The 25,786-nt window shown below is 67.5% G+C and carries 27 protein-coding genes and 2 riboswitches; of the genes, 10 read left to right on the top strand and 17 right to left on the bottom strand.

Annotation, left to right across the window (positions count from 1 at the left end; genetic code table 11):
- Positions 1 to 6: 6 nt before the first annotated feature.
- The 7 genes from cobF to cbiT all read right to left on the bottom strand — a co-directional run bounded on the left by cobF (position 7) and on the right by cbiT (position 6,145).
- Positions 7 to 756: a precorrin-6A synthase (deacetylating) gene (cobF, locus tag FJV43_RS30120; RefSeq protein ID WP_239622618.1), complete on the bottom strand. Its 750-nt coding sequence runs from the start codon at positions 754 to 756 to the stop codon at positions 7 to 9.
- Between the two features lie 46 nt (positions 757 to 802).
- Positions 803 to 1,480 carry an energy-coupling factor ABC transporter permease gene (locus FJV43_RS30115; protein ID WP_239622616.1) on the bottom strand — a complete coding sequence of 226 codons (678 nt, stop codon included), beginning with the start codon at positions 1,478 to 1,480 and terminating at the stop codon, positions 803 to 805.
- A gap of 36 nt (positions 1,481 to 1,516) precedes the next feature.
- A riboswitch (cobalamin riboswitch) is annotated at positions 1,517 to 1,736 on the bottom strand.
- Between the two features lie 45 nt (positions 1,737 to 1,781).
- Positions 1,782 to 2,513 carry a uroporphyrinogen-III C-methyltransferase gene (gene cobA / locus FJV43_RS30110; protein ID WP_345946106.1) on the bottom strand — a complete coding sequence of 244 codons (732 nt, stop codon included), beginning with the start codon at positions 2,511 to 2,513 and terminating at the stop codon, positions 1,782 to 1,784.
- On the bottom strand, positions 2,510 to 3,820 hold the full coding sequence (locus tag FJV43_RS30105) for a cobyrinate a,c-diamide synthase (RefSeq protein WP_239622612.1): 1,311 nt from the start codon (positions 3,818 to 3,820) through the stop codon (positions 2,510 to 2,512). Before FJV43_RS30105 ends, cobA begins: the two co-directional genes overlap by 4 nt.
- On the bottom strand, positions 3,820 to 4,602 hold the full coding sequence (gene cobM / locus FJV43_RS30100; RefSeq protein ID WP_239622610.1) for a precorrin-4 C(11)-methyltransferase: 783 nt from the start codon (positions 4,600 to 4,602) through the stop codon (positions 3,820 to 3,822). Before cobM ends, FJV43_RS30105 begins: the two co-directional genes overlap by 1 nt.
- Positions 4,599 to 4,967, bottom strand: coding sequence for a cobalamin biosynthesis protein (locus FJV43_RS30095; RefSeq protein ID WP_239622609.1), 369 nt, complete (start codon positions 4,965 to 4,967; stop codon positions 4,599 to 4,601). Before FJV43_RS30095 ends, cobM begins: the two co-directional genes overlap by 4 nt.
- Complete coding sequence (gene cbiT, locus FJV43_RS30090; protein ID WP_239622607.1) at positions 4,964 to 6,145, bottom strand: precorrin-6Y C5,15-methyltransferase (decarboxylating) subunit CbiT; 1,182 nt, start codon at positions 6,143 to 6,145, stop codon at positions 4,964 to 4,966. The genes FJV43_RS30095 and cbiT overlap by 4 nt, the downstream gene beginning before the upstream one ends.
- Here cbiT and FJV43_RS30085 point away from each other — a divergent pair.
- Positions 6,144 to 6,890 carry a cobalt-precorrin-6A reductase gene (locus tag FJV43_RS30085; RefSeq protein WP_239622606.1) on the top strand — a complete coding sequence of 249 codons (747 nt, stop codon included), beginning with the start codon at positions 6,144 to 6,146 and terminating at the stop codon, positions 6,888 to 6,890. The genes cbiT and FJV43_RS30085 overlap by 2 nt on opposite strands.
- On the opposite strand, the gene cobJ is transcribed toward FJV43_RS30085, so the two are convergent.
- From cobJ to FJV43_RS30050, 7 genes are read right to left on the bottom strand one after another with little or no spacing between them, the layout of a single operon-like run.
- Complete coding sequence (cobJ, locus tag FJV43_RS30080) at positions 6,866 to 7,600, bottom strand: precorrin-3B C(17)-methyltransferase (RefSeq protein WP_239622604.1); 735 nt, start codon at positions 7,598 to 7,600, stop codon at positions 6,866 to 6,868. The two genes, FJV43_RS30085 and cobJ, sit on opposite strands and share 25 nt — an antisense overlap.
- Positions 7,597 to 8,328 (bottom strand): precorrin-2 C(20)-methyltransferase, encoded by a 732-nt coding sequence (locus FJV43_RS30075; RefSeq protein WP_239622603.1) that lies wholly within the window; start codon positions 8,326 to 8,328, stop codon positions 7,597 to 7,599. The genes cobJ and FJV43_RS30075 overlap by 4 nt, the downstream gene beginning before the upstream one ends.
- A 2-nt stretch (positions 8,329 to 8,330) precedes the next feature.
- Complete coding sequence (locus tag FJV43_RS30070) at positions 8,331 to 8,960, bottom strand: precorrin-8X methylmutase (protein ID WP_239622601.1); 630 nt, start codon at positions 8,958 to 8,960, stop codon at positions 8,331 to 8,333.
- Positions 8,960 to 10,123: a precorrin-3B synthase gene (cobG, locus tag FJV43_RS30065; protein ID WP_239622600.1), complete on the bottom strand. Its 1,164-nt coding sequence runs from the start codon at positions 10,121 to 10,123 to the stop codon at positions 8,960 to 8,962. The genes FJV43_RS30070 and cobG overlap by 1 nt, the downstream gene beginning before the upstream one ends.
- Positions 10,120 to 13,368: a cobaltochelatase subunit CobN gene (gene cobN, locus FJV43_RS30060; RefSeq protein ID WP_239622599.1), complete on the bottom strand. Its 3,249-nt coding sequence runs from the start codon at positions 13,366 to 13,368 to the stop codon at positions 10,120 to 10,122. The genes cobG and cobN overlap by 4 nt, the downstream gene beginning before the upstream one ends.
- A complete protein-coding gene (gene cobW, locus FJV43_RS30055; protein WP_239622598.1) occupies positions 13,368 to 14,402 on the bottom strand; it encodes a cobalamin biosynthesis protein CobW in 1,035 nt (344 codons plus the stop codon). Before cobW ends, cobN begins: the two co-directional genes overlap by 1 nt.
- Positions 14,399 to 14,773, bottom strand: coding sequence for a DUF1636 domain-containing protein (locus FJV43_RS30050; RefSeq protein ID WP_239622596.1), 375 nt, complete (start codon positions 14,771 to 14,773; stop codon positions 14,399 to 14,401). The genes cobW and FJV43_RS30050 overlap by 4 nt, the downstream gene beginning before the upstream one ends.
- A gap of 92 nt (positions 14,774 to 14,865) precedes the next feature.
- Positions 14,866 to 15,086: riboswitch (cobalamin riboswitch) on the bottom strand.
- 39 nt (positions 15,087 to 15,125) lie between these two features.
- Between FJV43_RS30050 and cobO the strand changes: the two genes are divergently transcribed.
- Together cobO and FJV43_RS30040 are read left to right on the top strand one after the other, a co-directional pair.
- A complete protein-coding gene (gene cobO, locus FJV43_RS30045; protein WP_239622595.1) occupies positions 15,126 to 15,761 on the top strand; it encodes a cob(I)yrinic acid a,c-diamide adenosyltransferase in 636 nt (211 codons plus the stop codon).
- A gap of 12 nt (positions 15,762 to 15,773) precedes the next feature.
- Entirely contained in the window at positions 15,774 to 17,222 is a 1,449-nt protein-coding gene (locus FJV43_RS30040; RefSeq protein WP_239622594.1) for a cobyric acid synthase, read from the top strand.
- Here FJV43_RS30040 and cobD read toward each other — a convergent pair.
- Together cobD and cbiB are read right to left on the bottom strand one after the other, a co-directional pair.
- A complete protein-coding gene (gene cobD / locus FJV43_RS30035; RefSeq protein WP_239622593.1) occupies positions 17,211 to 18,176 on the bottom strand; it encodes a threonine-phosphate decarboxylase CobD in 966 nt (321 codons plus the stop codon). The genes FJV43_RS30040 and cobD overlap by 12 nt on opposite strands.
- Before the next feature lie 11 nt (positions 18,177 to 18,187).
- On the bottom strand, positions 18,188 to 19,129 hold the full coding sequence (cbiB, locus tag FJV43_RS30030; RefSeq protein WP_239622592.1) for an adenosylcobinamide-phosphate synthase CbiB: 942 nt from the start codon (positions 19,127 to 19,129) through the stop codon (positions 18,188 to 18,190).
- 125 nt (positions 19,130 to 19,254) lie between these two features.
- Here cbiB and cobU point away from each other — a divergent pair, with 125 nt between their 5' ends.
- The 5 genes from cobU to FJV43_RS30005 all read left to right on the top strand — a co-directional run bounded on the left by cobU (position 19,255) and on the right by FJV43_RS30005 (position 22,917).
- Positions 19,255 to 19,758, top strand: coding sequence for a bifunctional adenosylcobinamide kinase/adenosylcobinamide-phosphate guanylyltransferase (gene cobU, locus FJV43_RS30025; protein ID WP_239622590.1), 504 nt, complete (start codon positions 19,255 to 19,257; stop codon positions 19,756 to 19,758).
- Positions 19,755 to 20,537, top strand: a complete 783-nt coding sequence (gene cobS / locus FJV43_RS30020; protein WP_239622589.1) for an adenosylcobinamide-GDP ribazoletransferase — start codon at positions 19,755 to 19,757, stop codon at positions 20,535 to 20,537. Before cobU ends, cobS begins: the two co-directional genes overlap by 4 nt.
- Positions 20,538 to 20,541: 4 nt before the next feature.
- Positions 20,542 to 21,174, top strand: coding sequence for a 5,6-dimethylbenzimidazole synthase (bluB, locus tag FJV43_RS30015; RefSeq protein ID WP_239622587.1), 633 nt, complete (start codon positions 20,542 to 20,544; stop codon positions 21,172 to 21,174).
- 325 nt (positions 21,175 to 21,499) lie between these two features.
- Positions 21,500 to 21,679: a Flp family type IVb pilin gene (locus FJV43_RS30010; protein ID WP_239629679.1), complete on the top strand. Its 180-nt coding sequence runs from the start codon at positions 21,500 to 21,502 to the stop codon at positions 21,677 to 21,679.
- Between the two features lie 173 nt (positions 21,680 to 21,852).
- Complete coding sequence (locus FJV43_RS30005) at positions 21,853 to 22,917, top strand: phosphatase PAP2 family protein (protein ID WP_239622586.1); 1,065 nt, start codon at positions 21,853 to 21,855, stop codon at positions 22,915 to 22,917.
- Between the two features lie 97 nt (positions 22,918 to 23,014).
- Here the strand turns inward: FJV43_RS30005 and FJV43_RS30000 are convergent, their stop codons facing one another.
- A complete protein-coding gene (locus FJV43_RS30000; protein ID WP_239622585.1) occupies positions 23,015 to 23,926 on the bottom strand; it encodes a LysR family transcriptional regulator in 912 nt (303 codons plus the stop codon).
- A 128-nt stretch (positions 23,927 to 24,054) separates the two neighbouring features.
- Here FJV43_RS30000 and FJV43_RS29995 point away from each other — a divergent pair, with 128 nt between their 5' ends.
- Together FJV43_RS29995 and FJV43_RS29990 are read left to right on the top strand one after the other, a co-directional pair.
- Positions 24,055 to 24,993: a ring-cleaving dioxygenase gene (locus tag FJV43_RS29995; protein WP_061883232.1), complete on the top strand. Its 939-nt coding sequence runs from the start codon at positions 24,055 to 24,057 to the stop codon at positions 24,991 to 24,993.
- Entirely contained in the window at positions 24,990 to 25,616 is a 627-nt protein-coding gene (locus tag FJV43_RS29990; RefSeq protein ID WP_239622583.1) for an alpha/beta hydrolase, read from the top strand. Before FJV43_RS29995 ends, FJV43_RS29990 begins: the two co-directional genes overlap by 4 nt.
- Positions 25,617 to 25,786: the final 170 nt, after the last annotated feature.

Here is a 25,786-nt window from a genome sequence, read left to right as displayed (position 1 = left end):
CCTCGCTTACGCCCTGCGCTTGAGAAGATAGCTGTCCATGATCCAGCCGTGCCGCTCGCGCGCTTCCTGCCGCGCGATCACGATGTGCGGACCGACCTCGGCCAGCGCGCCGGACATGATGATCTGATCGGGCATGCCGAGATAGGCGCCCCACCAGATATGCAGACGCTCCGGATCGAGCGACTGGAACGCCGTGCCGCCGTCGAGCATCACCACCACGGTATCGACACCTTGCGGCCAGCCGCCTTCGCGCAAGCGCCGCCCCGTCGTGACCAAGAACGGCTCGCCGATGTCGTTGAGCGGCAGCGCATGCGCCGCACACAGCGCCTGGATCGAGGTAATGCCGGGCACGACTTCGATCGCCGGCAACGGATTCAATCGCCGTGCAATGCGCAGCGAGGAGTCGTAGAGCGACGGATCGCCCCAGATCAAGAGCGCAACCTTGCCCTCACCATCGAGATGCCTCGCGATCGTCTGCGACCAGGTCGCGGCAACCGCATCGTGCCAATCGTCTACGCCCTTGCGGTAGTCGGCCTCACCGGCGTCGCGCACGGGAAGGTCGAATTCGGCGATGGCTGTCTTGTCACTGGTGAGCAAGTCCGCGCAGATCGTTCGCCGGAGATCGGCGAGATCGGACTTCGCAGCCCCCTTGCGTGGGATCAGGACGAGATCGGCCGCGTTGATGGCAGCGATCGCGGCGCGCGTGAGCTGCTCGGGATCGCCGCAACCGATGCCTATCAGGGAGAGCGTGAGCATCGCGAGCGCGACGGGCGGCAATCAAGGCCGCCCTTTCGCTTGTCTCTCAGGCGCCGCTGTGCAGGCGCGGAGTGACGAGGCCGGGCGCGGTGACGCCACGCAGCGACTTCGCCAGCGCCAGCACTGCGAGGTCTGCCAGCGGCTCGATCACGATGACCAGCGCGTAGGAGGCCGCGAAGGTCGCGATGTTGGCGAGGTTGCTCATGGCAAAACCGGAGCCGTAGAGCGCCCAGAACGCCACCCAGGCGACAACACCCGCTTGATAAGTCGTCGACAGCGCCAGCGCCTGACCGTACTTCAGATCGACATAGGCGGTGTTGCGCGAAATGATGCGCGTGGCGATGGCCTGGATCGCGAGCAGCGGCACCAGCAGCGTGGTGACGTTCATGCCGTATTGCGGCAGGTCGGCGGGCTCGAACAACAGCCCCTGGAGCAGCAGGCCGAAAGCGAGGCCGAAGGCGGCGGGCGCAGCACCAAAGAGCAGGAACAAGGTCGAGCCGAGGATGAAGTGCACTTCGGAGACGCCGACCGGGAAGTGCGGCAGGACCTGGAAGAAGGTGAAGACGAGGCCCGTGGTGGCGAGCGTGCGCGCGGCGAACGAGCCGACGCCCTGCGTGCGGACGGTTTCGGCCGCCAGCTTCAGCGCAACGCCGCCTGCGGCGATGCCGGTTGCGTAACTCAATACGAGCTTGGCGCCCGTGACGATTCCCGGTTCGATATGCATGGCTCAGATCCTTCCTGCCGTCACACCCGACGGCCTTGGCCTCAAAACGTGCAGGGCCGGTCTCCTGGCTCGCGGTTCACTGGGTTCTCCGGCCTTCCCGGACCTTGCGGCCCAGTGGCTGATCGGAGCCCCTCACCGCTTACAGTCGCGGGGGCGGCTGGGGTTTTGGGCGCCGCAACTTGGTCCGCCCATCCCCATTCCCGATTATGCTCCGGCGCTTTGCGCCGCGTCGAGCACCTTGCCTCTCCTGTGTGCCCCTTTCGCCGAGCCTGCGTCAAGGGGCGAGGCGCGGCCAAGACAATCATGACGGATAATCCCCCGCCAGCGCACCGAACAGGATCACGGCGGCGGTGGAAGCGGCACCGCCGCGGGCAAGCTGCTCGGCAAGCTCGGCAATCGTGGTGCGGACCAGCCGCTCGTCGGGTCGGCCCAGGGATTCGGCGAACAGCGCCGGGGTCTCCGCGGCGAGGCCGTGCGCGATCAATTTTGCGGCAAGCGCCGGAAAGGTGCGCCGGCCCATATAGACCACGGTCGTGGCCTCGGGATCGGCCAGCGCCGCCCAGTTCAGGTTGGACGGCAGCTCGCCGCTGACATCGGCCCCCGTGATGAACTGCACCCGGCGGGAGGTATGCCGACGGGTCAGGGGAATGCCGGCCTGGGCGGCGGCGGCGCAGGCCGCAGTGACGCCGGGAACGATCTCATAGCCGATGCCGGCTTCGCGCAGCGTCTCCAGCTCCTCCTCGAGCCGGCCGAAAATGCCGGCATCGCCGGACTTGAGCCGCACCACGCGCGCGCCCGTCGCGGCATAGTCCACCAGGAGACGGTTGACGTGGTGCTGCTTGGTCGAGGGCCGCCCTGCCCGCTTTCCCACCGCGACGAGATTGGCGCCGGGCCGGGCGAGATCCAGAATCGCGCCGGAGGCGAGGTCGTCATAGAGCACGACGTCGGCCTCGCGCAGCCGCGCAGCGCCCCTCACCGTGAGCAACTCGGGATCGCCGGGTCCGGCGGAAATGAACGACACGAATCCTTTCACCGGTCCTCCGCGATCAGATGAAAGAATGTACCGGTGGCGTGGCCGCGCCGCGAGCCGGTTTCGGCCATGGCGGCGCCCGTCGCATCGTGCACGACCGCCAGCGGCGCGTCCGGCTGCGCGACGATCGTCGAATAGTGGAACTCGTGACCGCGCAGGCGTGCACCGGGCTGATGCCCCGGCATCGGCGCAGCCAGTTCGGCGAGACGATAGCCCAGATGCATGCGGCGTTTGGCAAAGCTGGTCTCGAGGCCGAGCAGGCCCGTCATCTCATGGCGGAGCCCGTCGGCATCGGTGAGGCTTGTGCCCAGAACCATATAGCCTCCGCACTCGCCGTGGACCGGCCGTGTCTCGGCGAAGGCGCGCAGGCCGCTCCGAAAGCGCGCATTGGCCGCGAGCTTGCCGGCGTGCAGTTCGGGATAGCCGCCAGGAAGCCAGCAGACGTCGGCGCTCGCGTCAGGCGTTTCATCGGCAAGCGGCGAGAATGTCGAGATCTCGGCGCCCGCCGCGCGCCAGGCCTCCAGCATGTGCGGATAGACGAAGGAGAAAGCCGCGTCGCGGGCGAGCGCAATGCGTTGCCCGGGTGGGGCCACGTTGAGACCGTTCGCGGCGGGTTGCGGCAACCAGCGAGCCGCCGATCGCAGCACGGCATCGAGATCGACATGCTCGGCGACGAAGCGCGCGGTCTCGTCGATCAGCTGGCCGATCTCGGCCCGCTCCTCGGCCTGCACCAGGCCAAGATGCCGCTTCGGCAGGCTGATCTCGGCATGACGCGGCAGCGCGCCGAACACGGCGATGCCGGCATCAACGAGCGCACGCCGCACCAGATCTTCATGACGCGGGCTGGCGACGCGGTTGAGCACGACGCCCGCAAGGCGCACGCCGGCACGATAATCGCGAAGGCCTGCGGCGATCGCCGCCGCAGTCTGCGCCTGGCCCGAGGGATCGATCACAAGAACCACCGGCCAGCCCAGCATCTCCGCAATGTCAGCGGTGGCGCCGGTGCCGGAGACGCCGCGCGCGGCGACACCGTCGAACAGGCCCATCGAGCCCTCTGCAAGCACGACGTCGGCGTCGGCACCGCGGCTGACGAGATGCGCGATCGCTCCGCGATCCATCGCCCAGCTGTCGACGTTGACGGAGGCGCGGCCCGTTGCGGCGGCGTGGAACGCGGGATCGATGTAGTCGGGCCCGCTCTTGAAGCACTGCACGTTCAGGCCGCGATTGCGCCATGCGCGCGCGAGCGCCAGCGTCAGCGTGGTCTTGCCGACACCGGAGGCCGGCGCGGAGATGACGAGCGCTGCGGCCATCACGATGCCTCCGGAAAACGCGGCTCGGCGCCGACCGGCCGATAGCGGCGGTCGTAGTCGGCGGCATAGAGACGGCTCTCGTCGAAATCCGCAGCACCAAGCGTCCTGCCGACCAGGATCAGCGCGGTTCGCTCCATCTCGCTGCCCACGGTCGCATCAAGCGTGCCAAGCGTCGCGCGGACGATGCGCTGGTCCGGCCAGCTCGCGCGCCAGACGATCGCGACCGGGCAGTCCGTGCCGTAATGCGGCGTCAACTCGGCCACGACCTTGTCGAGCAGGTGGATCGACAGATGGATCGCGAGCACCGCGCCGGTCGCGGCGAATGCGGCGAGCTTCTCGCCTTTAGGCATTGCGCTGGCGCGGCCCGGCGTGCGCGTCAGCACCACGGTCTGGGCGAGACCAGGAAGCGTCAGCTCGGTCTCCAGTGCCGCTGCAGCGGCCGAGAAAGCAGGCACGCCCGGCGTCACCGAACAGGGAATGCCGAGCGCGCGCAGGCGGCGAAGCTGCTCGCCCATCGCCGACCAGATCGAGAGGTCGCCGGAATGCAGCCGCGCGACATCCTTGCCTTCTGCATGCGCGGCGGCGATCTCCGCGATGATCTCGTCGAGCGAGAGCGGCGCGGTGTTGACGATGCGTGCACCGGGCGGGCAATGCGCCAGCACGCCCTCCGTCACCAGCGAGCCGGCATAGAGACAGACCGGAGAGGCTGCGATCAGATCGCGGCCGCGCAGCGTCAGCAAATCGGGCGCGCCCGGGCCGGCGCCGATGAAATGCACCGTCATGCGCCATCTCCTTCGGCGATCGCCGCGGTCGCGGTGCGATCCCGCGAGACGACGCGTGTCGCAATCAGCCGCGCGCGAGGACCGGCCGCAGCGAGCGCCGCGGCCTCGGCAAGCGATCCCGTCCCGAACTTTTCCGCGACGAGTTTTGACTGCGTCGGCGTGTCGATGCCGGCCAGCCTGTCGGCCGGAACGGCCTTGATCGGCACACCGCATTCCTGCGCGAGCTGCTTCAGCGCCTCCGCGTCGGCCTTGTCGCTGACGGTCGCGAATGCCGCAAGACCTTCGGGGCCGCCGGCTGTCGCGAGCGCCTCGCGCAACGAGGCGAGCGTCACGTCGCTCTTGAAGCCCAGACCAGCGACTTTCATCGGATCGCACTCCATTGCACCACCGGCCGCGTCGCCTCCCAGGAGCGGTAGCGACCGAGTGGGGCCGCATGCGCGATTTCGACCCGCATCAGATCGCCGCCATGGCGCTGGTGCAGCTCGGCGAGCAGCGCTTCCGTCTCCAGCGTGACCGAATGTGCGACGAACCGCGCTCCGGGCGAGAGCCGCGCCCAGATGGCGTCGAACATCGCGCCATCGAGGCCGCCGCCGATGAAGACGGCATCCGGCGGCTCCAGCGCAGCAAGGGCTTCGGGCGCCTTCCCCGAAACGATGACGATCCGATGCGCCAATCCGAACGCGGCTGCATTGCTGCGAATGTTCGCGGCGCGATCTTCGCGCAGCTCGATGGCCGTGGCTGTCCCACCACACAGCCCCCACTCCACCGAGATCGAACCCGAACCGGCGCCGACGTCCCACAGTCGCTCGCCTGGCCGCGGCGCCAGCGCCGAGAGGGCGAGCGCGCGCACCGGCCGCTTGGTGATCTGCCCGTCATGGACGAAGAGATCGTCCGACAATCCCGAACTGCGGGGAATGCCCTGGCCTCCCTGCGCCTGCACCGCCACCGCAACCAGATTGCCTGCGATATCCCCGGCAAAGAGATCGGCGCGATGCTGGTCGATACTTTCGCGTGGGCCGCCAAGCGCAGCCAGAGTCCACACGAGTGAGCCGCCCCATCCGCGTTGTGTCAGCCATTTCGTGAGATCGCCGACCGCCGTTGCGTCGCGCACCAGGCATAGGATGCGTGCGCCTTGCGACAAGTGCGGCATGAGACGCTCGAATGGCGCCGCATGAAGGCCGAGGCACGTCACGGATTCGAGGCGCCAGCCCAGCCGCGCGGCCGCAAGCGAGAATGTCGACGGCGCGGGGTGCGCGATCCACTCGCCGCCATCGAGCATCTGGGCGAGGCTCGCGCCGGCGCCATGCCAGAACGGATCGCCGGAGGCGAGCACCGCCGTCGGCCGGCCACGGCAGCTCAGCACGATCTTTGCGTCGAACGGCACCGGCCACGGGCGGCCACGGCTGCCTGCCTCCGCAAGCGCGAGATGGCGCTCACCGCCGAAGACGGTTTCAGCCCTGGCAAGCGCCTTTCGGCTTGCCTCGGACAGCCCGGCAAGGCCATCTTCCCCGATACCGATGATTGTCAGCCAGGGATCAGACATGACGCGCGCCCTCATTCTGGGCGGAACGGCCGATGCGAGCCTGCTCGCAGCGGAGATCGCGCGCGCCGGCATTGGCGCCGTCTATTCCTATGGCGGCCGTACCCGCGCGCCGGCCGACCAGCCGCTGCCGACCCGCATCGGCGGCTTCGGCGGCGCGAGCGGCCTTGCCGACTACATTCGCCGCGAAAGTATCACCCATGTGATCGACGCGACGCATCCCTTCGCGGCCGAGATGAGCCGGAACGCGGTCGAGGCGTGTGCGGAAACCGGCGCACCGTTGATCGCACTGGAACGCGCGCCCTGGACGAGAGCGCCCGGCGATAAGTGGATCGAAACGCGCGATGTCAACGCGGCAGTCGCCGCGCTGCCTGACGCGCCGACAAACGTGTTCCTCGCCATCGGCCGCCAGCACATCGCGCCGTTCGCGAGCAAGCCACAGCATGCCTACACGTTGAGGTTCGTCGATCCGCCAGAGGCGCCCCTGCCCTTCGCCGCCGATGTGATCGTGTCGCGTGGACCGTTCACGCTTCCAAGCGAACTGGAGATGCTGCGCGCGCGCGGCATCGTCTGGATCGTCGCCCGCAATTCCGGCGGCGACGGCGCGCGCGCCAAGATCGACGCGGCCCGTACGCTGGGCCTGCCCGTGGTCATGATCACGCGACCGCAACTGCCCGAGCGATTGCGGGTCGAGAAGGTCGCCGACGTGATGCAGTGGCTCGGTCATTCTACCCGCCTCGGCGCATAGACCCAGCGGCCGACGCGGCGCGTCTGCGAATTGCCGACGATCACGAGCGTGCGCATGTCGGCCATTTCAGGCGTCGCTTCGTTCAGCGTGACGGTCGCGATCCTCTCGTCAGCCGCGCTGATCGCGCGCGCGAAGATCACCAGCCGCTCGCCGCAACCGGCCTCGCGAAGCACCGCAAGCGCGCGGCCAAATCCCTCCGGCCGGCTTGCCGAGCGCGGATTGTACATCGCGATGGCAAAATCGGCTTCCGCCGCGAGGCGGAGGCGTTTCTCGATCACCGCCCACGGCTTGAGATTGTCGGAGAGATTGATCGCGCAGAAATCATGACCGAGCGGCGCGCCGGCATGCGCGGCCGCCGCCAGCATCGCGGTGATACCAGGCAGCACGCGGATCGGCAGCGCCTGCCATTGCGGCGCCCGTTCGAGCGCCTCGAACACGGCCGAGGCCATCGCGAACACGCCGGGATCGCCGGACGACACGACGACGACCTGGCCGCCTTCGGCCGCCAGCCGCAAGGCCTCGCTCGCGCGTTGCAGCTCCTCGCGATTGTCTGACGGATGCAGGGTGAGCCCAGGTCGCGGCAGCACCCGGGCGACATAGGGCGCGTAGCCCAGGATGTCGGTCGCGGCTGCAAGCGCCGCCGAGACTTCCGGCGTCACCAGCGCCTCGCTGCCCGGGCCGAGACCCGCGATGGTCAGCGTGCCCGTCATTCGGCTGCGTCCAGATGCCGGCCCTTGCCGTGCACCAGCACGATCGCAAAATAGGGGCAATCGGCGGCATCGGTCTCGGCCAGCCGCAGCACGCGCTCGTCCGGCATGGTGCCGCGCTCGACCAGCCAGGCGTCGTCGAGCCGGCCGGCGGCTGCGAGCGCGCGGCGCACCTTTGCGAGGTTGCGGCCCGTCTTCATGACGACGAGCGCATCGGAATCGCGCATGTGGCGCTCAAGCTCGTCTTCAGGAAGCGTGCCCATCAGCACGGTCGTCACGTCGTCGCCGAGCGCAATCGGCTGTCCGACGCCGTTCCAGCAGCCGACCATGCCCGGAATGCCGGCGATCACCTCGATCGCGACGCGGCCCTGCAGGCGCGTGTGCAGATGCATGAAGGAGCCGTAGAAGTAGGGATCGCCCTCGCAGAGCACGACGATGTCGACCGCGCGAGAAAGGCGGGCCAGGCGCTCGGCCCATTCGTCGTAGAAGCCGGCGAGCAAATTGACATATTCCGGGCTCGCGAAAGCGATCTCCGTCGTAACAGGATATTCCATGGGATATTCGGTGACGTCGGCAGCCAACATGCCCTCGACGATGCGGCGCGCCTGGCCCGGCCTGCCCTTCTTGCGGAAATAGGCGACATGCTGCGCCTTGCGAACCGTGCGATCGGCGCGCACGCTCATCAGATCAGGATCGCCGGGGCCGAGACCGCAGCAGATGATGCGTCCCATGGCTATTCGCTCCGGCTCGCCAGCGCGTTGACGGCAGCAACCGTGATGGCGGAGCCACCGAGGCGGCCTTCGACCGTCAATGCCGGGACCGGCGGATCGGCCATCAGCGCGGCTTTCGATTCGGCGGCGCCGACGAAGCCGACGGGACAGCCGATGATCGCCGCAGGCCGCGGGCAGTCGCGATCCTCCAGCATGTTGAGCAGATGAAACAGCGCGGTCGGCGCGTTGCCGATTGCGACGATCGCACCGTCGAGATGCGGCCGCCACAGCTCCAGCGCCGCGGCCGAGCGCGTGTTGCGCATGGATTGCGCGAGCGCAGGAACGGCGGGATCTCCGAGCGTGCAGATGACCGCATTGGCCGCGGGAAGTCTTGCGCGCGTGATGCCTTCCGAGACCATGCGCGCATCGCACAGGATTGGGGCGCCCTTTTGCAGGGCCGCGCGCGCGAGCGTCGCCATGCCCGATGTGAAGCGGATATGCGCCTCCAGGCCGACCATGCCGGCGGCGTGGATCATGCGCACCACGACCGGCTCCTCGTCGGGCGTAAAGCGCGCAAGATCGGCCTCGGCCCGAATGGTCGCGAAGGATTGCCGGTAGATCGCCGCGCCGTCGGTCTCATAGGTGTGCGGCATCAATTCCCTCCGACCAGGATGGAGGGATCGCTGACGATGTCGGCGCCGTTGAGACCGCGCAGGACCGGCTCGTCGCGGGTCGAGCCGTCGCGGACGAGATCGAAACCGGCATGCGTCGCAATCAGCGTGACCGCAGCCGTGCCGGAATGGGCGCAGCCCTTGCCGCAGCCGGAGACGTGGAGCCGCGTGTCGGCGGCAATGCGCGGCGCCAGCGCTGCTGCGAGCGCGCGCGTATCGGCATGAGCTTCTTGGCAGCGCGGCGCGCCGCTGCAGGCGATCACGCGCAGCGCCGGGTCGTACGGCTCGGTGATGAGGCCCGCCCCACCCGGCATCTCGCGCTTGCCCTCGCTGAGCACCATCCGCCAGGGCGTCACGCGCAGCGCATGTCCGCAAGCAGAGAACTGATGGAGCGTCGAGTGCAGCATCTGCCCGAACGCGACGCCGACCATCGCGCCTTGCGGATAGTGCCCGGGCCGCGCCGCGGCCATGACGGCCGCGGGTTCGGTCTCGCCGCGCAGCGATTGAGGCAACGCGGTGCCGGACGCGATGTGGGCTGCCATGCGCCCTCGCCCGCCCCTCGCGCCGCCGGAGATGATGAACCAGCTTGCGAGCGCCAGCGCCGTGCTGACGGCCTGTCCGCGTGCGACGGAGCGGCCGAGCCTTGCGCCGTCGGCCCGCACCAGGAGACGGCCCGAGCGGTCGCGCTCGATGCGTATGTCGGCGGAATCGCCGGCAAGAACGCGCGACCTTCCGTCGTCGATGGCGAAGCCGAACTTGGTGGGAAGCGCAAGGCCGGAATCGGCGAGCGCCTCCTCGATCTCCGCGGCGAGCGACTGCGTTTCGTCGCCGTTGCTCCAGAACGGCGTCACCAGGATGTTGCGCCGAGCTTCGATGTCAGCGTCGGGGTCGAGCAGCTGGAGCTGCGCAAGGCCGTCGAGCAACGGCCGATGGTCCTCCTCCTTGACGCCCCTGATCTGGAGATTGGCCCGGCGTGTGACGTCGATCAGACCATTGCCGAAGCGTTCGGCCAGTTCGGCAAGCCCGGAGATCTGTGGTGCTTCAAGTCGCCCGCCAAACGGACGCACGCGCACCACGAACCCATCGCCCGACAGCATCGGGCGCAGCGCGCCGGGACACCAGCCTTTGACTGCGCCCGCGCTCATGAGGCCTCCCGCAGCGCCGCCGCGATCGAATTGCGGCGGGTTCGCCAGAGTGAGGCTTCGTGCAGGCGTGTGAAGCAGGTCTCCATCGCGGCGAGCGCGGACGGATTTTCATTGGCCATGAAGGCCCGGACGTCGTCATTGCCGAGCGTGGCATCGTAGTAGAGGTCGAACAGATGTGGCGGCACGGCGCCCGCGAGATGCGCGAAGGCGGCCATGTGCTCCAGCGTCGCGGTGATCTCGGCGGCGCCGCGAAAACCATGCCGCATCATGCCGGCGATCCACGCCGGATTGACCGCGCGTGCCCGGACGACACGAGAAATCTCCTCCGTCAGCGTGCGCGCGCGAGGTTGCTCGGGGCGTGTCGCGTCGAGGTGATAGAGCGACGGTCCCGCCGCGCCGAGATGTGCCGCAGCTGCGGCTACGCCTGCTTCATGTGCAGCATAGTCGGCCGCGAGCAGCAGATCGGTTTCGGGCAAGTCCTGCACATGGACGAAAGCGTCGGCAGACGCGAGCCGCTGCTCGATGCCGGCGCGATCTGGCTGCATCGCACCATCTGCCGAGAAGGCCCAGGACGATGCCGATAGCCAGGCCTCGCCCGCCGCATCGCGTGTCTCAGACGTGAAGGCATCCGGGATAGCGGACAATCCGACGCCATAGTGTCCTGGGCGCGGCGCGAAGACGCGTGAGGTACGGTGACGATACGGGTTCTCCTCGCCCTCCTCCGCGCGGCCAGCGAGCGCCTCGGCGGCAGCTTCGAACAATTGCGCGAGACCCACGAAGACATCGCGGAACAGGCCCGACACGCGTAGCGTGACGTCGATGCGTGGACGGCCGAGCTCGGCCGGCGCGACAATGTCGTAGCCGGTGACGCGGCCGGAGGCGTGATCCCAGCGCGGCGCAAGGCCGGCCAGGTGCAGCGCCATGGCGAACTCCTCGCCCGCCGTGCGCATCGTCGCCGAGCCCCAGAGATCGACGATGAGGCCCTTCGGCCAGTCGCCATGATCCTGCAAGTGACGGCGGAGCAGCTCCTCCGCAAGCTTGATGCCTTGCGCATGCGCGGACGGCGTCGGCACCGCGCGCGGATCGACGGCGAAGAGATTGCGCCCGGTCGGCAGCACGTCCTGGCGTCCGCGATAGGGCGAGCCCGATGGGCCCGGCGCAACGCGCCGGCCTGCCAGCGCAGCAAGCAGCGCGTCCCGCTCCGCATCACCGCAGGCGCCGCGGCCGAACACGTGCAGGCCGTCGCCGAACTGGCTCTCCTTGAGATCGCAGACGAAGCGATCGATCCGCGGAATCGCCTCGGCGGGCGCTGCCGATGCGTCGAGACCGAGATCCTCTTCGAGGCCTGCGGCACGGGCCTCGTCGCGGATCGCCGCGATGAGGCGCTGGCGACGGGCGGGATCGAGACCATCGGCGGTCGAATATTCATCGAGCAGCCGTTCGAGCCGGCGCAGGCCTTCCGGCACCGCGGATGTTTCCAGCGGCGGCGGCAAATGGCCGATCGTGACCGCGCCGATGCGCCGCTTGGCCTGCGCAGCCTCGCCGGGATCGTTGACGATGAAGGGATAGATGACGGGAAGATCGCCGGTCAGCGCTTCCGGCCAGCAGCTCGATGACAGCGCCACGGATTTCCCGGGCAGCCACTCCAGCGTGCCGTGCGCGCCCATATGCAGGACGGCGTCACAGCCCTGCTGCCTGAGCCAGAGATGGAAGGCAACGTAGGCATGGCGCGGCGTGCGCGCGAGGTCGTGATAGTCGGCATCGCGCGAGGCCGCTTCGCCGCGTTCCGGCTGAATTGCGACGATCGACTGACCACATGCGATCGCGGCGAAATGGAACGCGCCGTCGCGGCAGCTCGGATCGTCTTCCGGCGCGCCCCAGGCCTGCGCGAGATCGTCCTGCAAGGATTGCGGCAGGCGCGACAGCGCAGCGCGATAATCGGCGACATTCCAGGTCAATTGCTGCGTGAGCAGCGTCTCGCCGAGCGCATGAACCGGAACAACAGCGAATCCGGCCTCAGCGAGATCGGACAACAACGCTTCGACCGAAGCCAGCGCGTCGAGACCAACGGCATGCGCGATCTGGTGCGGCCGACCGGGATAGTTCGACAGCACGATCGCCAGCCGCTTCTCGCCGGCCGGCGTCTCGGCAAGGCGCCGCCAGGCCGCGACGCGCGCGGCGACGGCCTTCACCCGCAACGCGTCGGGCGTGTGCGCCAGATGCGAGAATTGCAGATCGGGATCGCGCGTCGCGGCCGACTTGAAGCTCACCACGCCCGCGAACAGGCGGCCGTCGACTTCGGGCAGCACCACATGCATGGCGAGGTCGCCAGGCGACAGGCCGCGCAGCGAGCTCGCCCAGTCCTCGCGCCGCGCCGTGGAGAGCGCGACCTGAAACACGGGGCACGTCGCGGCATCGAACGGCGTCGTGCCGTCATCGCCGATCGCGGAGAACGCCGTTGCATTGACGATCGCGGCTGGAGCATCCTGCGCAAGATGCGCGCGGAGCCAATCCGCGACGCCGGGGGCCTTCAGGGAGGTGACGAATACGCCATACGCATCAAAGCCGCGCTCGCGCAGCGCCGCAATCAGGGCATCGACCGGTCCCGTGTCCGCAGCTGTGAGATAGGAGCGATAGAACGTCACCAGCGCGCGCGGCTTCTCCTCGGCACCCGCCGGCGCCGCAATGACGCCACGCGCGGGATCGTAAAAGCCCATCTCGGGCACGGTCATCTCGCCGACGACCGGTCCCGCGTAGAGCCCCGAGGCCAGCGCGAGCTGCGCGATCGCCGCCTGCGCCGCGACCGGACCGCCGGTGTCGCAGAGCACCTTGAGCCGCCGCAGCGTCGAGACCGGCAAGGTCGAGTACGAATCGAGCCTCGTGTCGTCGCGGCCATCGGCCGGCAGCACGGCGAGCACGACGTTGCGATCTTTCGCCACTTGCTGGAGAGCCGCGAGCCCGTAGGGCCAGTAGGACTCGCCGCCGATCAGCCGCACGAGGATGCCGCGCGCCTGCGACAGCGTGCGCTCGATATACGTGTCGACCGACAGCGGATGTCGGAGCTCGGCGAGATTGGCGAGCCGCAGCGACGGCAGGCTGCTCCGGCCGCGCCGCCAGCCGGCCGCAAACGCCGCAAGATCGGAATCCGAATACGAGAGCACCACGAGATCGGCCGGGTCCTGGCCGATGTCTCTTGGCGTCGAGGTCTCCTCGAGACCACGGCTCTCGCGGAAAACGACGTGCATCAGATACCAAGTCCTGACCTGATCGCGGCCTCGTCGATATCGCCATGCTCGCCGATCACGACGAGCTTCGACTGCCTGATACCCGCGCCCCAGGGCCTGTCGAACTGGTGGCGCACGCGCTCGCCGACGGCCTGCAGCAAGAGGCGCATTGGCTTGCCCGCGACCGCGATGTAGCCCTTGGCACGCAGCACGTTCTGCTCGCGCGCCAGACGCTGGACCGAGGCGACCAGCGCATCGATATCCGCGACCTCCGGAAGATCGATCACGACGGAGGCGAAATCGTCGTGCTCGTGCTCCTCCTCGCCGTCATGATGCGACGGGCGCGCGGCGAGATCGTTCTCGGCGGCAGCGCCAAGGCCGAGGATGACGCGCGCATCGATCGCACCGTCGGTGACGGAAAGCATCGGCACGCGGCGCGGCATCTCGGCGGCGATCGCCGCCCTGGCGGCTTCGATTCCGGCCGCGCCGGCGAGATCCGCCTTGGTCAGCAGCACGATGTCCGCGCAGGCGATCTGGTCCTCGAACACTTCCGACAGCGGCGTCTCGTGGTCGAGATTTTCGTCCGCGGCGCGCTGCGCTTCGACGGCAATCGGGTCCGGCGCGAAGCGGCCCGCCGCGACGGCCTCGGCATCGGCCAGCGCGATCACGCCGTCCACGGTGATGCGCGAGCGGATCTGCGGCCAGTCGAACGCTTTGAGCAGCGGCTTCGGCAGCGCCAGGCCCGAGGTCTCGATCAGGATGTGATCGGGCCGCACCGGGCGCGCCAGCAATTTCTCCATCGTCGGAATGAAATCGTCGGCGACGGTGCAGCAGATGCAGCCGTTGGCGAGCTCGATGATATTCTCCTCCGGACAGTTCGCATCGGCGCACGACTTCAATATCTCGCCGTCGACGCCCTCGCTGCCGAACTCGTTGACGAGCACTGCGAGCTTCTTGCCGTTCGCATTGGCGAGCAGATGCTGGATCAGCGTGGTCTTGCCGGACCCGAGAAAACCGGTGACCACCGTCACTGGAACTTTTGCGAGCGAATTCATTCGGCGGCCTCCGGCACGACGGCAATGGGGGGAATGCGGGCAAGCGACTGCTTGCGGAAGATTTCCGGCCTGCTGCGCCAGGGCACGAGGCCGTCGGGCGCAGCCGCATAGGCCGCCGCGCCTGCGACCACGTCCTGCGCATTCGTCTCCGACAGGCGGCCATAGACATAGGACCAGCGGCCGGGCGCGCTGAGCGCGACCGAGCAGCCCTGGCTGCAGGCCGACAGGCATTCGACGGGAACCACATTGACGCCCTCGGGGACGCCGGCGTCGAGGATCGCGCCATGCAGGCGCTTGCCGGGCGTCGTCTCGCCCTCGCCAAGCGTCTGGCCGGCGCGGCAGGTGATGCAGACGTGAAGTGTGACGGTCATCGCCTCTTCCAGGATAAACAGCGGGAGGCGAGAGGCACACGGACCCTGACTCGAGAGGCCGTTTCCCCGTCGCGGAACACCCCGTCCGCCGGTCCAAAACTCGTCGCGCTGGCAGGTCTCCCGGCTTGCGGAGCAGGGCTTTGCCCTTCGATCCCCGCCTTCCCGATTCCCGCGGGAATCAGTGGCTTCGGGCATCTCTCCGGTCACGGTCGCGGGGGCGGCTGCATTTTGGACCCAAATCTTGCCGATTCGGACCCTATCGCATTCCCTCTTCGCCTGTCATAGGACAGGAACCAACGCCGGGCCACCATTTGCCCGTGGCTGCCACTTGTCAAGCCGAAGGACTGGACCGATGACGCCTGAACCGGACACCCGAACGGGCGAGGAAACCGACGCCCGGCACGCCCAGAAGATGGCGAAGAAGAAGGCCGCCCGCGACAAGATCATGGCGACCAAGAGCGGCGAAAAGGGCCTGATCATCGTCCACACCGGCAGCGGCAAGGGCAAATCCTCCTCGGCGTTCGGCATGATCGTCCGCTGCGTCGCCCATGGCTTCCCCTGCGCGGTGGTGCAATTCATCAAGGGCGCCTGGGACACCGGCGAGCGGCGCCTGCTCACCGGCCATTTCGGCGATCTCTGCCAGTTCCACGCCATGGGCGAAGGCTTCACCTGGGAGACGCAGGACCGCGCCCGCGACATCGCCGCCGCGCGCGCCGGCTGGGAGAAGGCCAAGGAGCTGATCCTCGATGAGAGCTTGCGCATGGTCGTGCTCGACGAGATCAACATCGCGCTGCGCTACGATTATCTCGACATCACCGAAGTGGTCGAATTCCTTTCGACGCAAAAGCCGCCGATGACGCATGTCGTGCTCACCGGCCGCAACGCCAAGGACGAGCTGATCGAGATCGCCGATCTCGTCACCGAGATGACGCTGGTGAAGCACCCGTTCCGCTCCGGCATCAAGGCGCAAGCCGGCGTCGAGTTCTGAGTCTCTTCGGCAATGACGCGCGCATTGATGATCCAGGGAGCCGGTTCGGACGTGGGCAAGTCGCTCATCGTCGCCGGCCTTGCGCGTGCCTTCACGCGGCGGGACTTGCGCGTGCTGCCCTTCAAGCCGCAGAACATGTCGAACAACGCGGCCGTCACCGTCGACGGTGGCGAGATCGGCCGCGCCCAGGCGCTCCAGGCGCTCGCCGCCGGCGTCGAGCCGCATACCGACATGAACCCGGTGCTGCTGAAGCCCGAGACCGATGTCGGCGCGCAGGTCATCGTTCACGGCAAGCGCATCGCCACGGCGCGTGCGCGCGACTACGCCGCGATGAAGCCATCATTGATGGGCGCGGTGCTGGAGAGCTTCGAGCGGCTGAAGGCGCGCGCCGATCTCGTGCTGGTGGAAGGTGCCGGCAGCCCGGCCGAGGTGAACCTGCGCAAGGCCGACATCGCCAATATGGGCTTTGCGCGCAAGGCGGACGTGCCGGTCGTGCTGGTCGGCGACATCGACCGCGGCGGCGTGATCGCGCAGCTCGTCGGCATCAAGACGGTGATCGACGCCGACGATGCCGCGATGATCCGTGGATTTGTCATCAACAAGTTCCGCGGCGATCCCACGCTGTTCGACGACGGCTACAGACTGATCGAAGACAAGACGTCCTGGCGCGGCTTCGGCGTGCTGCCCTGGTTCGCGCGTGCCGGCGAGCTGCCGGCCGAGGATGCGCTGGGCCTGAGCGACGCGCGAAAGCCGGGCCGATGCAAGATCGCCTGCCTCGCTCTGTCGCGGATTGCCAATTTCGACGATCTCGATCCGCTCAAGCTCGAGCCGGGCGTCGATCTCCTCATGGTGCGTCCGGGCGACGCCATTCCCGGCGATGTCAGGCTCGTCATCATCCCGGGCTCGAAATCCACGCGAGGCGATCTCGCCTTCCTGCGCGCGCAGGGCTGGGACATCGATCTTCTCGCGCACCACCGCAGGGGCGGCCATGTGCTCGGCCTCTGCGGCGGCTATCAGATGCTCGGGCACAGCGTCGCCGATCCTGATGGCATCGAGGGCCCCGCGGGCGAGACTCCGGGCCTCGGACTTCTGGACGTGAACACGGTGATGAGCCCACAGAAGACGCTGACGCGGGTTGCGGCCGTGCATGCCGCCACGGGGCAGCCGATCGAAGCCTACGAAATCCATATCGGCCGCACCGACGGCCCCGATCGCGCCCGCCCGTTCGCACAACTGAATGGCGAGCCGGAAGGCGCGATCTCGCAGGATGGACGCGTGCAAGGCAGCTATCTGCACGGCCTGTTCACGTCGGACGATTTCCGCAAGGCGTTCCTGGCCAGGCTCGACATTCCCGCAGGCGACGAGCCTTATCGCGCCAGGGTCGAAAGTGCGCTCGACGCCCTCGCCGACCACATCGAAACCCACCTCGACGTCGATGGCCTGCTCGCGCTAGCGCGCTAGAACCTCGCCGAGCCGCGCCCATTCGGCTTCGCTGCCGGGAAGCCCGAGGCGCAGCCATGTCGGCTTCTGCGCAAAGACGCGCGACCAGATTTGGCGACGCGCGAGCTTCTCCTGCGCGGCACGCGCGTCAGGCGTTTCGTACGAGCGAAACAGCGGCGTGCCGCCAACAAGCCGCCAGCCTCGCGCTCGCGCCATGTCGTCGAGGCGGCCGCAGTCGCGCGCAAGCCGCGCCGACGTGGCCTCGGCCCAGGCCTGGTCGTGCAAGGCGCGACAGCCGATCGCAATCGCCGCCCCCGAGACCGGCCATGGACCCGACATCGCCGCGAGTCTGGCGATGTCGGCGGCATTGCCGATCACAAAGCCGAGGCGCAGGCCGGCAAGGCCATAGAACTTTCCGAAGGAGCGCAATATCAAAAGTCCCGGCCGATCCGCTTCGGGAGCGAGCGACAATTGCGGCACGGCATCCGCAAAGCTCTCGTCGATCACGAGACGGCCGACGCGCGGCAGCATTGCCAGCAGATCCCTGGGCATATGATGCCGGCCGTCGGGATTGTTGGGATTGACGACGACGGCGAGGTCCGCGCCCGCCAGCGCGTCGAGGTTCTCAACCTCCTGGACGTCCCAGCCTGCAGCCGACAGGACCCCAGCATATTCATTGTAGGTCGGGCCGAGGATGCGGGCGCGACCGGGCGGTGCCAGTTGCGGCAGCAATTGAATGGCGGCCTGCGCGCCACCCATCGCAACGACCGGTGCACCGGTGCGGTAGGCCTGCTGCGCGGCCCGATGCAGCGCCTCGATCTCGGCACGCGACGGCAGCGCGCTCCACGCATGCAAGCTCACCTCACCCACCGGATAAGGCAGCCGGTTGATCCCGGTCGACAGATCGATCCAGTCCTCCGCGCGTCCACCAAAACGCTGCCGGGCCTGATCCAGATTTCCACCGTGCTCGCGCATGCCCCGTTGTTTCACGCGAAAGCCAGGACCGCAAGCAGGCCGGCGAGCAGCAGCATGGCGCGACGGTACAGCGTCAGTGCCTCGTCGATGTCCGCGGCGCGCGGATCGCGCGCGCCTTCGTTCAGCCAAGGCTCGTTGGCGACGCTGCCGTGATAGATGCGGGGGCCGCTGAGCCGCACACCGAGCCCGCCAGCCATGGCCGCTTCCGGCCAGCCGGCATTGGGCGAGCGGTGGCGGCGCGCATCCCGCGTCATGCACGACAGCGCCTCCGACCGGTGCGGCGCCAGCAGCACGAAGAGAAATCCTGTCACCCGCGCCGGAATGAAATTGGCGACATCGTCGATGCGCGCCGCCGCCCAGCCGAACGCTTCGTGCCGTTCGCTGCGATGACCGATCATGGAATCGAGCGTGTTGATGGCCTTGTAGCCGAGGATTCCAGGCAGGCCGAACAGCGCGCCCCAGAACACGGGCGCCACGATGCCGTCGGAGGCGTTCTCCGCGAGGCTCTCGATCGCCGCCCGCGCGATGCCGGCTTCATCGAGCGCCGCTGGATCGCGGCCGACGATGCGCGAGACTGCGTCTCGTGCAGCGGCGACGTCGCCGTCCCGCAACGGGGCCGCGACGGCGGCGACGTGGTCGTGGAGCGAGCGCAAGGCGACCAGGGGCCAGGCCAGGACGCCCACCAGCACGATCTGGATCCAGCCTGAAGGAAGCAAGGATTGAAGCCCCCAACCGAGCGCGACGGAGAGCGCGATCACCACGAGTGCACCGGCAACGCCGGCAGCGCGGCGCAACGCCGGCGGATCGGACGCGCGATTCCAGGCCGAGTCGATCGCGGCAATCAGCCAGCCCAGCCAGGTGACGGGATGGCCGATCCGCGCGAACAGCCACGACGGCCAGCCCAGAAGGGCATCCACCGCCATCGCCACTGCCATGGCCCCCGCAAAATCCACGCAAATCTCCCGTCTCGCTCCGTCCCTGTTGCGCAAGACCGCGGCCGAGCGCAAGCCCCCGCCGCCTGATTTCGGCTTTGTCTTTGCCCGCGTTTGATGATTAGTGCTGGCGACAGGAGACCTTCATGGCCGTCATCTTGATCACCGGCGGAGCGCGATCGGGCAAGAGCACCCGGGCGGAAGCGCGCGCGCGCAGCTTTCCCGGCCAGCCCGTCTACATCGCAACCGCCGAGGCGCTCGATGGTGAAATGGAGGAACGCATCGCACGACACCGCGCGCGGCGCGGAACCGATTGGATCGAGCGCGAGGTCCCGCTCGATCTCGTGCCGGCGCTGCTCGCAACCGATGGCGGGGGCGCGAGGCTCGTGGACTGCCTGACGCTGTGGCTCTCCAACCTGATGCATGCGGCGCGCGACTGGGAGCGAGACGTGCGAGATCTCGCCGGCGCCCTGCCCCGCCTCAGCAGCCCCGTCGTCCTTGTGACCAACGAAGTCGGCCTCGGCATCGTGCCCGACAACGCGCTGGCGCGCAGCTTCCGCGACGCCGCCGGGATCATGAATCAGATCATTGCCGATGTCGCCGATGAGGTCGAGTTCGTCGTCGCCGGCCTGCCGATGAAGCTGAAATGATCCCGCGCGCCGAGCTCTTGCGAGACGTCGTCGCCGATCTCAGGATCGCGGCGTCGTTCGTGACGATCCTGCCCGTGGCATCGTCGAAGCCCGCCGGCGACGGCGCGATCGCGCGCGCAACCTGGGCGCTGCCCGTGGCGGGATTGCTGGTCGGCCTCGCCGGCGCCTTCATCTACATGATCTCCATTCGCTTCGGACTGACATCGGGCCCCGCCGCGCTGCTCGTGCTGGCCACGACCGCTCTCATCACCGGCGCGTTGCACGAGGACGGACTTGCCGACACCGCGGACGGACTCGGTGGAGGCCGGACACGCGAGCGCAAGCTCGAGATCATGCGCGACAGCCGGATCGGGACCTATGGCGTCTGCGCACTGATCCTGACGTTCGGCCTGCGCTGGAGCGCGCTCGCGGCGATCGCCGATCCCTGGGCCGTCATGCTCGCGCTGTGCGCTGCGCACGCTGCTGCCCGCGCCGGTGTGCCGGCCTTCATGTCGCTGGTCAGCCCGGCGCGGACTGATGGGCTGTCGGCCGGCGCCGGATCGCCGCCGGGCCGCAGCGTGGCCATTGCCTTCGCTGTTGGAACCCTCGCGCTGGCCCTGACGTTGGGGCCGGGCAAGGCGCTGGCCGGCCTGGTCCTGCTGTCGCTCGCCGGCCTCATGCTGGCGCGGCTTGCCATCCGCCAGATCGGTGGGCAGACCGGCGACATCCTCGGGGCGTTCGAGCAGCTGGGCGAGATCCTGATCCTGCTGGTTGCCGCCTCCTTCCCGGAGGGACATTGACGTCATGGTCGAGTTCGATGACGCCTTCCGCCAGCATTTGCGCGAGCTGTTCGTGTGGCGCCGCGACGTGCGCCGCTTTCGCAGCGACCTATTGCCGGCCGGCGCCGTCGATCGCCTGATCGAGACCGCCTGCCTCTCGCCTTCGGTCGGCCTCAGCCAGCCCTGGCGCTTCGTCACCGTCGACGACGACGCGCGGCGCCGCGCTGTGATCGACGATTTCAGATCATGCAACGCCGACGCGCTGAACGCCTATGTCGGCGAGCGCGCCGCGCGCTATGCCACGCTGAAACTCTCGGGTCTCGAACAGGCCCCTGGTCACCTCGCCGTGTTCGCGGACAAGACCAGCGACATCGGCCACGGCCTCGGTCGCGCGACCATGCCGGAGACGACCGAATATTCCGTGGTCGCCGCGATCACCGCGATGTGGCTCGCCGCGCGCGCCGAGGGCATCGGTCTCGGCTGGGTGTCGATCCTGAGCCCGGATCGGATTCACGCCATTCTCGACGTGCCCAGCTCCTGGAAATTCATCGCTTATCTCTGCATCGGCTATCCGGAGATCGAGTGCGACCGGCCCGAACTGGAGCAGGCGAAATGGGAGCACCGGCGCGGTGCGGACGAGTTCACGCTGCGGCGGTAGGATAGCACCACCGCTCGCCTGGGCGGCCTCATAGTCGGCTCGAGGCACAGCGTGGCTGAGTCGAAAGCGTCGACTTCCGCCTCGAGCTCCCTTCGACCTTCGGCTCGCCGGTCAAGACTGAAGACGGTCGTTCCCGACATACGGTCTTCCGCAGCAGACGGCCGCGACCGTACTCACGCGGCTTCCAGCAACCGTGTGAAACATTCGAGTTGGACTCAAATTAACGGTTCGGATTCAAGCCTCCTTAATTCCTTCACGAGTAGAAACAAGTTGTTACAACCAGTTGCTACACGCTAATAAAGCAATCATAAGGAGACGAACTTGCATACGTTCAAGAGGTTTCTGTCTGGCTGACGAAAGCGGCGCTACGGCTATCGAATATGGCCTGATCGCCGAGGGCATTGCGCTCGCAATCATTGCTGCGGTCAAGAACACCGGCACGGCATTGAGCGATGTATTCACGAGCATCAACACCAAGCTGAGCCCAGCGCCAGCCGCACCCTAACCTTCACGAAAAGCGGGGCGGCCCAGCCTCCCAGCGCCGGACTGCCGGAGATCCGAGCTCCACGGACACTTTGGTAAATCCAACGCCGCCCTGCTGCCCTGTTCCAGCCAGCTTGCCCGAGCCGCCTCATCGGCAGCAGACGTCGCGCTCTCTCAAGCTACGCCGGGACCGACTTGGTCTACGGCGCATTAAGGATTCCTTCGTGCGGCGTCTCCATCCATTTCAACCAAAAGCTGCGGCAGAGGAAAATGCACGACCGGTCGAACACGGATGACCGACTGCTGTCCACCATTACGTGGCAGGCCACCTTGGCGATCGCTCTCTTGGCGGCGCTCTCGCTCAGCCTTGTCGGTTTAAGCTGCAGCATTGAAGTGTCAGCCGATACCCTCGTGTTGATGTCATGCTATGCTTTCTGCGCCATATATTTCAGTTTCGTTCGACCGAATCCAAAGATCGCGCGCGGCCTCATCTGCTTTGGCCAGCTCGTTGTCGTGATCCTCATGGGAGTGATGCTGAGCTACGCCGCGTCCACAGTGCCGCTGCCTTACCGGGACGCCGACCTCCACGCCATGGATCAGTGGCTTGGATTCGATCGCGCCGGCTATCTCGCTGTCGTGAAAAAGCACGAAGGACTTCGCAACGCACTTTCCCTCGCCTACAACTCCATGATGTCGCAGAATATCTTGGTGCTGGCCGCCGCCATTCTGACCCGACGGCTTGACCGATTGCAGTTCTACATCATCGCATTTGCGGTTGCTGTAACGGCGACCGCCGCAATCGCGTGCTTCATTCCGGCCGCAAACGCGATAATCTATGTGGACAGGGTTGCCACCGAACTATCAACCCTGCCGGACGGCGGGCACAGCTATTTCCCTGTCCTGGAGGGACTTCGCAACGGAACGCTACGCGTCATCGATTTTCGGTCGGTGGAGGGGCTGATCTCCTTCCCGAGCTTTCACACGGCCAATGCCATTTTGTTTGCTTGGGCTCTTTGGCCGATCCGAATCTTGCGCTTCGTTCTCGTTCCCTTGAATCTCCTTCTCATCGCCGGAACGCCACTCTGCGGCGCGCATTATGGCGTGGACGTTATTGGCGGCGCTGCCGTGGCATACGGAGCCATTGCTGCAACGACGTGGCTCGTTCGGGCGCGTGGCCCGAGCAGCGCCCTCGTGCAAGCCATCCCCTCACCGATTGACGGCAAGCCGTGGCTGCGCCCGATCTGGTTCTCGCCCGACTAGGTACTGGACGATCAACGCAGATCGAGCGCGAAGTCTGCTCATTGGGCCAAACAGACGTCGGCCGGCTGCCCCCTCGATCCGTTCGCGGCCCCGAGTCTCACTGCGGCCGCACACCTGTCTCGTCCTCCCGCCCGAACCGCTCGACCAGAAAATCGATGAACAGCCGCACCTTCACCGACAGATGCCGCGTCGGCGGATAGACGGCGTACAGCGCGAGTGGCGGCGCAGAATAGTCCTGGAGCACGACGCGCAGCTCGCCTTTCCGCACGGCATCTGCTGCGATGAACTCAGGGAGCAGCGCGAGCCCCCTGCCCTTGATGGCGACGTCGCGCAGCACCTCGGCATTGTTGACGCAGAGCGACCAGGCCGGCTGGATCCAGTGATCGCCATCGCTGCCTGAGAGCTTCCACTGGTTGCCGGTTAGCAGGAAGCCGTAGGTCAGCGAGGTGTGCCCGCGGAGATCCTGCGGATGTCTTGGCGTGCCGTGGCGCGCAAGGTAGTCCGGCGAAGCGCACACCATGCGCGCCACCGGCATGATCTTGCGCGCGATCAGGCTGGAGGATTCCAGCTCCGCGATGCGCAGCGTGACGTCGAAGCCGTCTTGCACGGGGTCGAGCAGATCGTCGCTGAGCACGATCTGGAGTTGAAGCTCGCCATGGCGCGCCATGAAATCGGCGAGCGCCGGCCCGAGCCGCATCGTGCCGAACGACATCGGCGCGTTGACCCGCAACAGGCCGCGCGGCGCCGACTGCGCCTGCGTCACCGCCTGGTCCGCGGCCTCGATCTCCGAAAGGATCACGACCGCGCGCTCGAAATAGCGCTGGCCGTTCTCGGTCGGGCTCGCGTGCCGCGTGGTCCGGTTCAACAGCTGGACGCCGAGGCTCTCCTCGAGGTCGGCGACGTATTTGCTGATCGCCGAGCGCGACAGCCGCAGCTGGCGGCCGGCCTCGGCAAAGCTCCCGCTTTCGACCACCTTCACGAACGCCCGGAGGCTGCCGAGCTTATCCAAGGGCCCGCCCCGGCGATTGTTTCCAAATCGTAGACATAGCCGTCATAATCGCATGGATTGTCTCCAATCCAAAGCAGAACAATATTTCCGGCCAGAGCAAGCCCGCTCCCCAATCTTGGAGGACGACAATGTCTGGACTGCACCATGTCACCGCGATCGCCGGCGATCCCATCAGGAATTTCGGCTTCTACACCCGGGATCTCGGCCTGCGCTTCGTCAAGAAGACGGTCAATTTCGACGATCCCGGCACCTATCACTTCTACTACGGCGACGAGACCGGCCGCCCCGGCACCATCCTGACCTTCTTCCCCTGGGCGGGCGTCCCGGCCGGACGCCGCGGCGTCGGCGAGACCCATCAGACCGCCTTCCGCGTGCCGCAGCGCTCGCTCGGCTACTGGACGCAGCGTTTCACCGAGAAGGGCATCGCGTACGAGGCGCTGGAGAAGCGCTTCGGTGAATCCGTGCTGCCGTTCACTGATCCGGATGGCATGGCGCTGGCGCTGGTCGGCATCCCCGGCGCCGAGAACGAGCCCGGCTGGAGCAACGGCGACGTGCCGGCCGAGCACGCCATCCGAGGTTTCCACGGCGTGACCTTGCTGCTGGACAGCGCGGCGAAGACGGCCGCCGTCCTCACCGACGTGTTCGGTTTCAAGGAGACCGGACGCGAAGGCTCGGTGATCCGCTTCAAGGCTTCAGGCGATGCCGAAGGCAGCGTCGTCGATATCTACGAGGCCAAGGGCTTTTTGCGTGGGCATCAAGGCGGCGGCTCGGTGCATCACATCGCCTTCCGCGCGGCTGACGATGCCGAACAGGGCAAGATGGCGCAGAAGCTCGTCAGCAATCACGGCCTGCACCCGACCGAGCAGCGGGACCGCAACTACTTCCGGTCGATCTACTTCCGCGAGCCCGGCGGCGTGCTGTTCGAGATTGCGACCGACATCCCCGGCTTCGCCGTCGACGAGCCCGTCGCGACGCTGGGGCGTGAGCTGAAGCTGCCTGTTTTCCTCGAGCAGCATCGCAAGCAGATCGAGGACGTGTTGCCGAGCCTGGAAGAGAGCGTGTCATGACCGAGAGTAGCTTCATTCATCGTTTCGAGCCCGCGACCGATGCGGGCTCGCCCCCGCTGCTGCTGCTGCACGGCACCGGCGGCGACGAGAACGACCTGCTCGGGCTCGGCAGGATGATCTCGCCCGGCGCCGCCCTGCTCTCGCCGCGCGGCCGCGTGCTCGAGCACGGCATGCCGCGCTTCTTCCGCCGCCTCGCCGAGGGCGTGTTCGACGAGGACGACGTCCGCCGACGCGCGCACGAGCTCGGCGACTTCGTCGCGGAGTCGCGCAAGCAATACGGCCTCGCCGCGCCGGTCGCGGTCGGTTTCTCCAACGGCGCCAACATCGCGGCGGCGCTGTTGCTGCTGAAGCCGGAAGCGTTGTCCGGCGCGATCCTGCTGCGCGCCATGGTGCCGCTGTCGGATCCGCCGAACGCCGACCTTGCAGGCAAACCTGTTCTGCTGCTCTCCGGGCAGGCGGACCCGATCGTGCCGGCGAGCAATTCCGCAAGGCTTGCGGCGCTGTTGTCGGAAGCGGGCGCGCGGGTGACCCACAAGGTCCTGCCGGCAGGCCATCAATTGTCGCAGGCCGACGTGTCGCTGGCCCGCGACTGGGTCGGCAACGTCGCGGCGGAAGCGGCCTGACTCGCGGGCGGCGCATCGTTTCCGAACGGTGCGCCGCCTCTCAATCGAACCAGCCGCGCCGCCTGAACCAGATCAGCGGCAGCAGGCCGCTGGCGATGACATCTGCGCAAGGACCGCAACGGCGTTCGTAGTGCTGATTCCCCTGCACATTGCCTCTGCCCGGCTTTTCA

It is taken from the genome of Bradyrhizobium sp. I71, from assembly GCF_022354745.1.
GTDB lineage: Bacteria > Pseudomonadota > Alphaproteobacteria > Rhizobiales > Xanthobacteraceae > Bradyrhizobium > Bradyrhizobium liaoningense.
The sequence above is the reverse complement of the archived record's forward strand: the minus strand, read 5'-3'. Positions and strand labels throughout refer to the sequence as shown.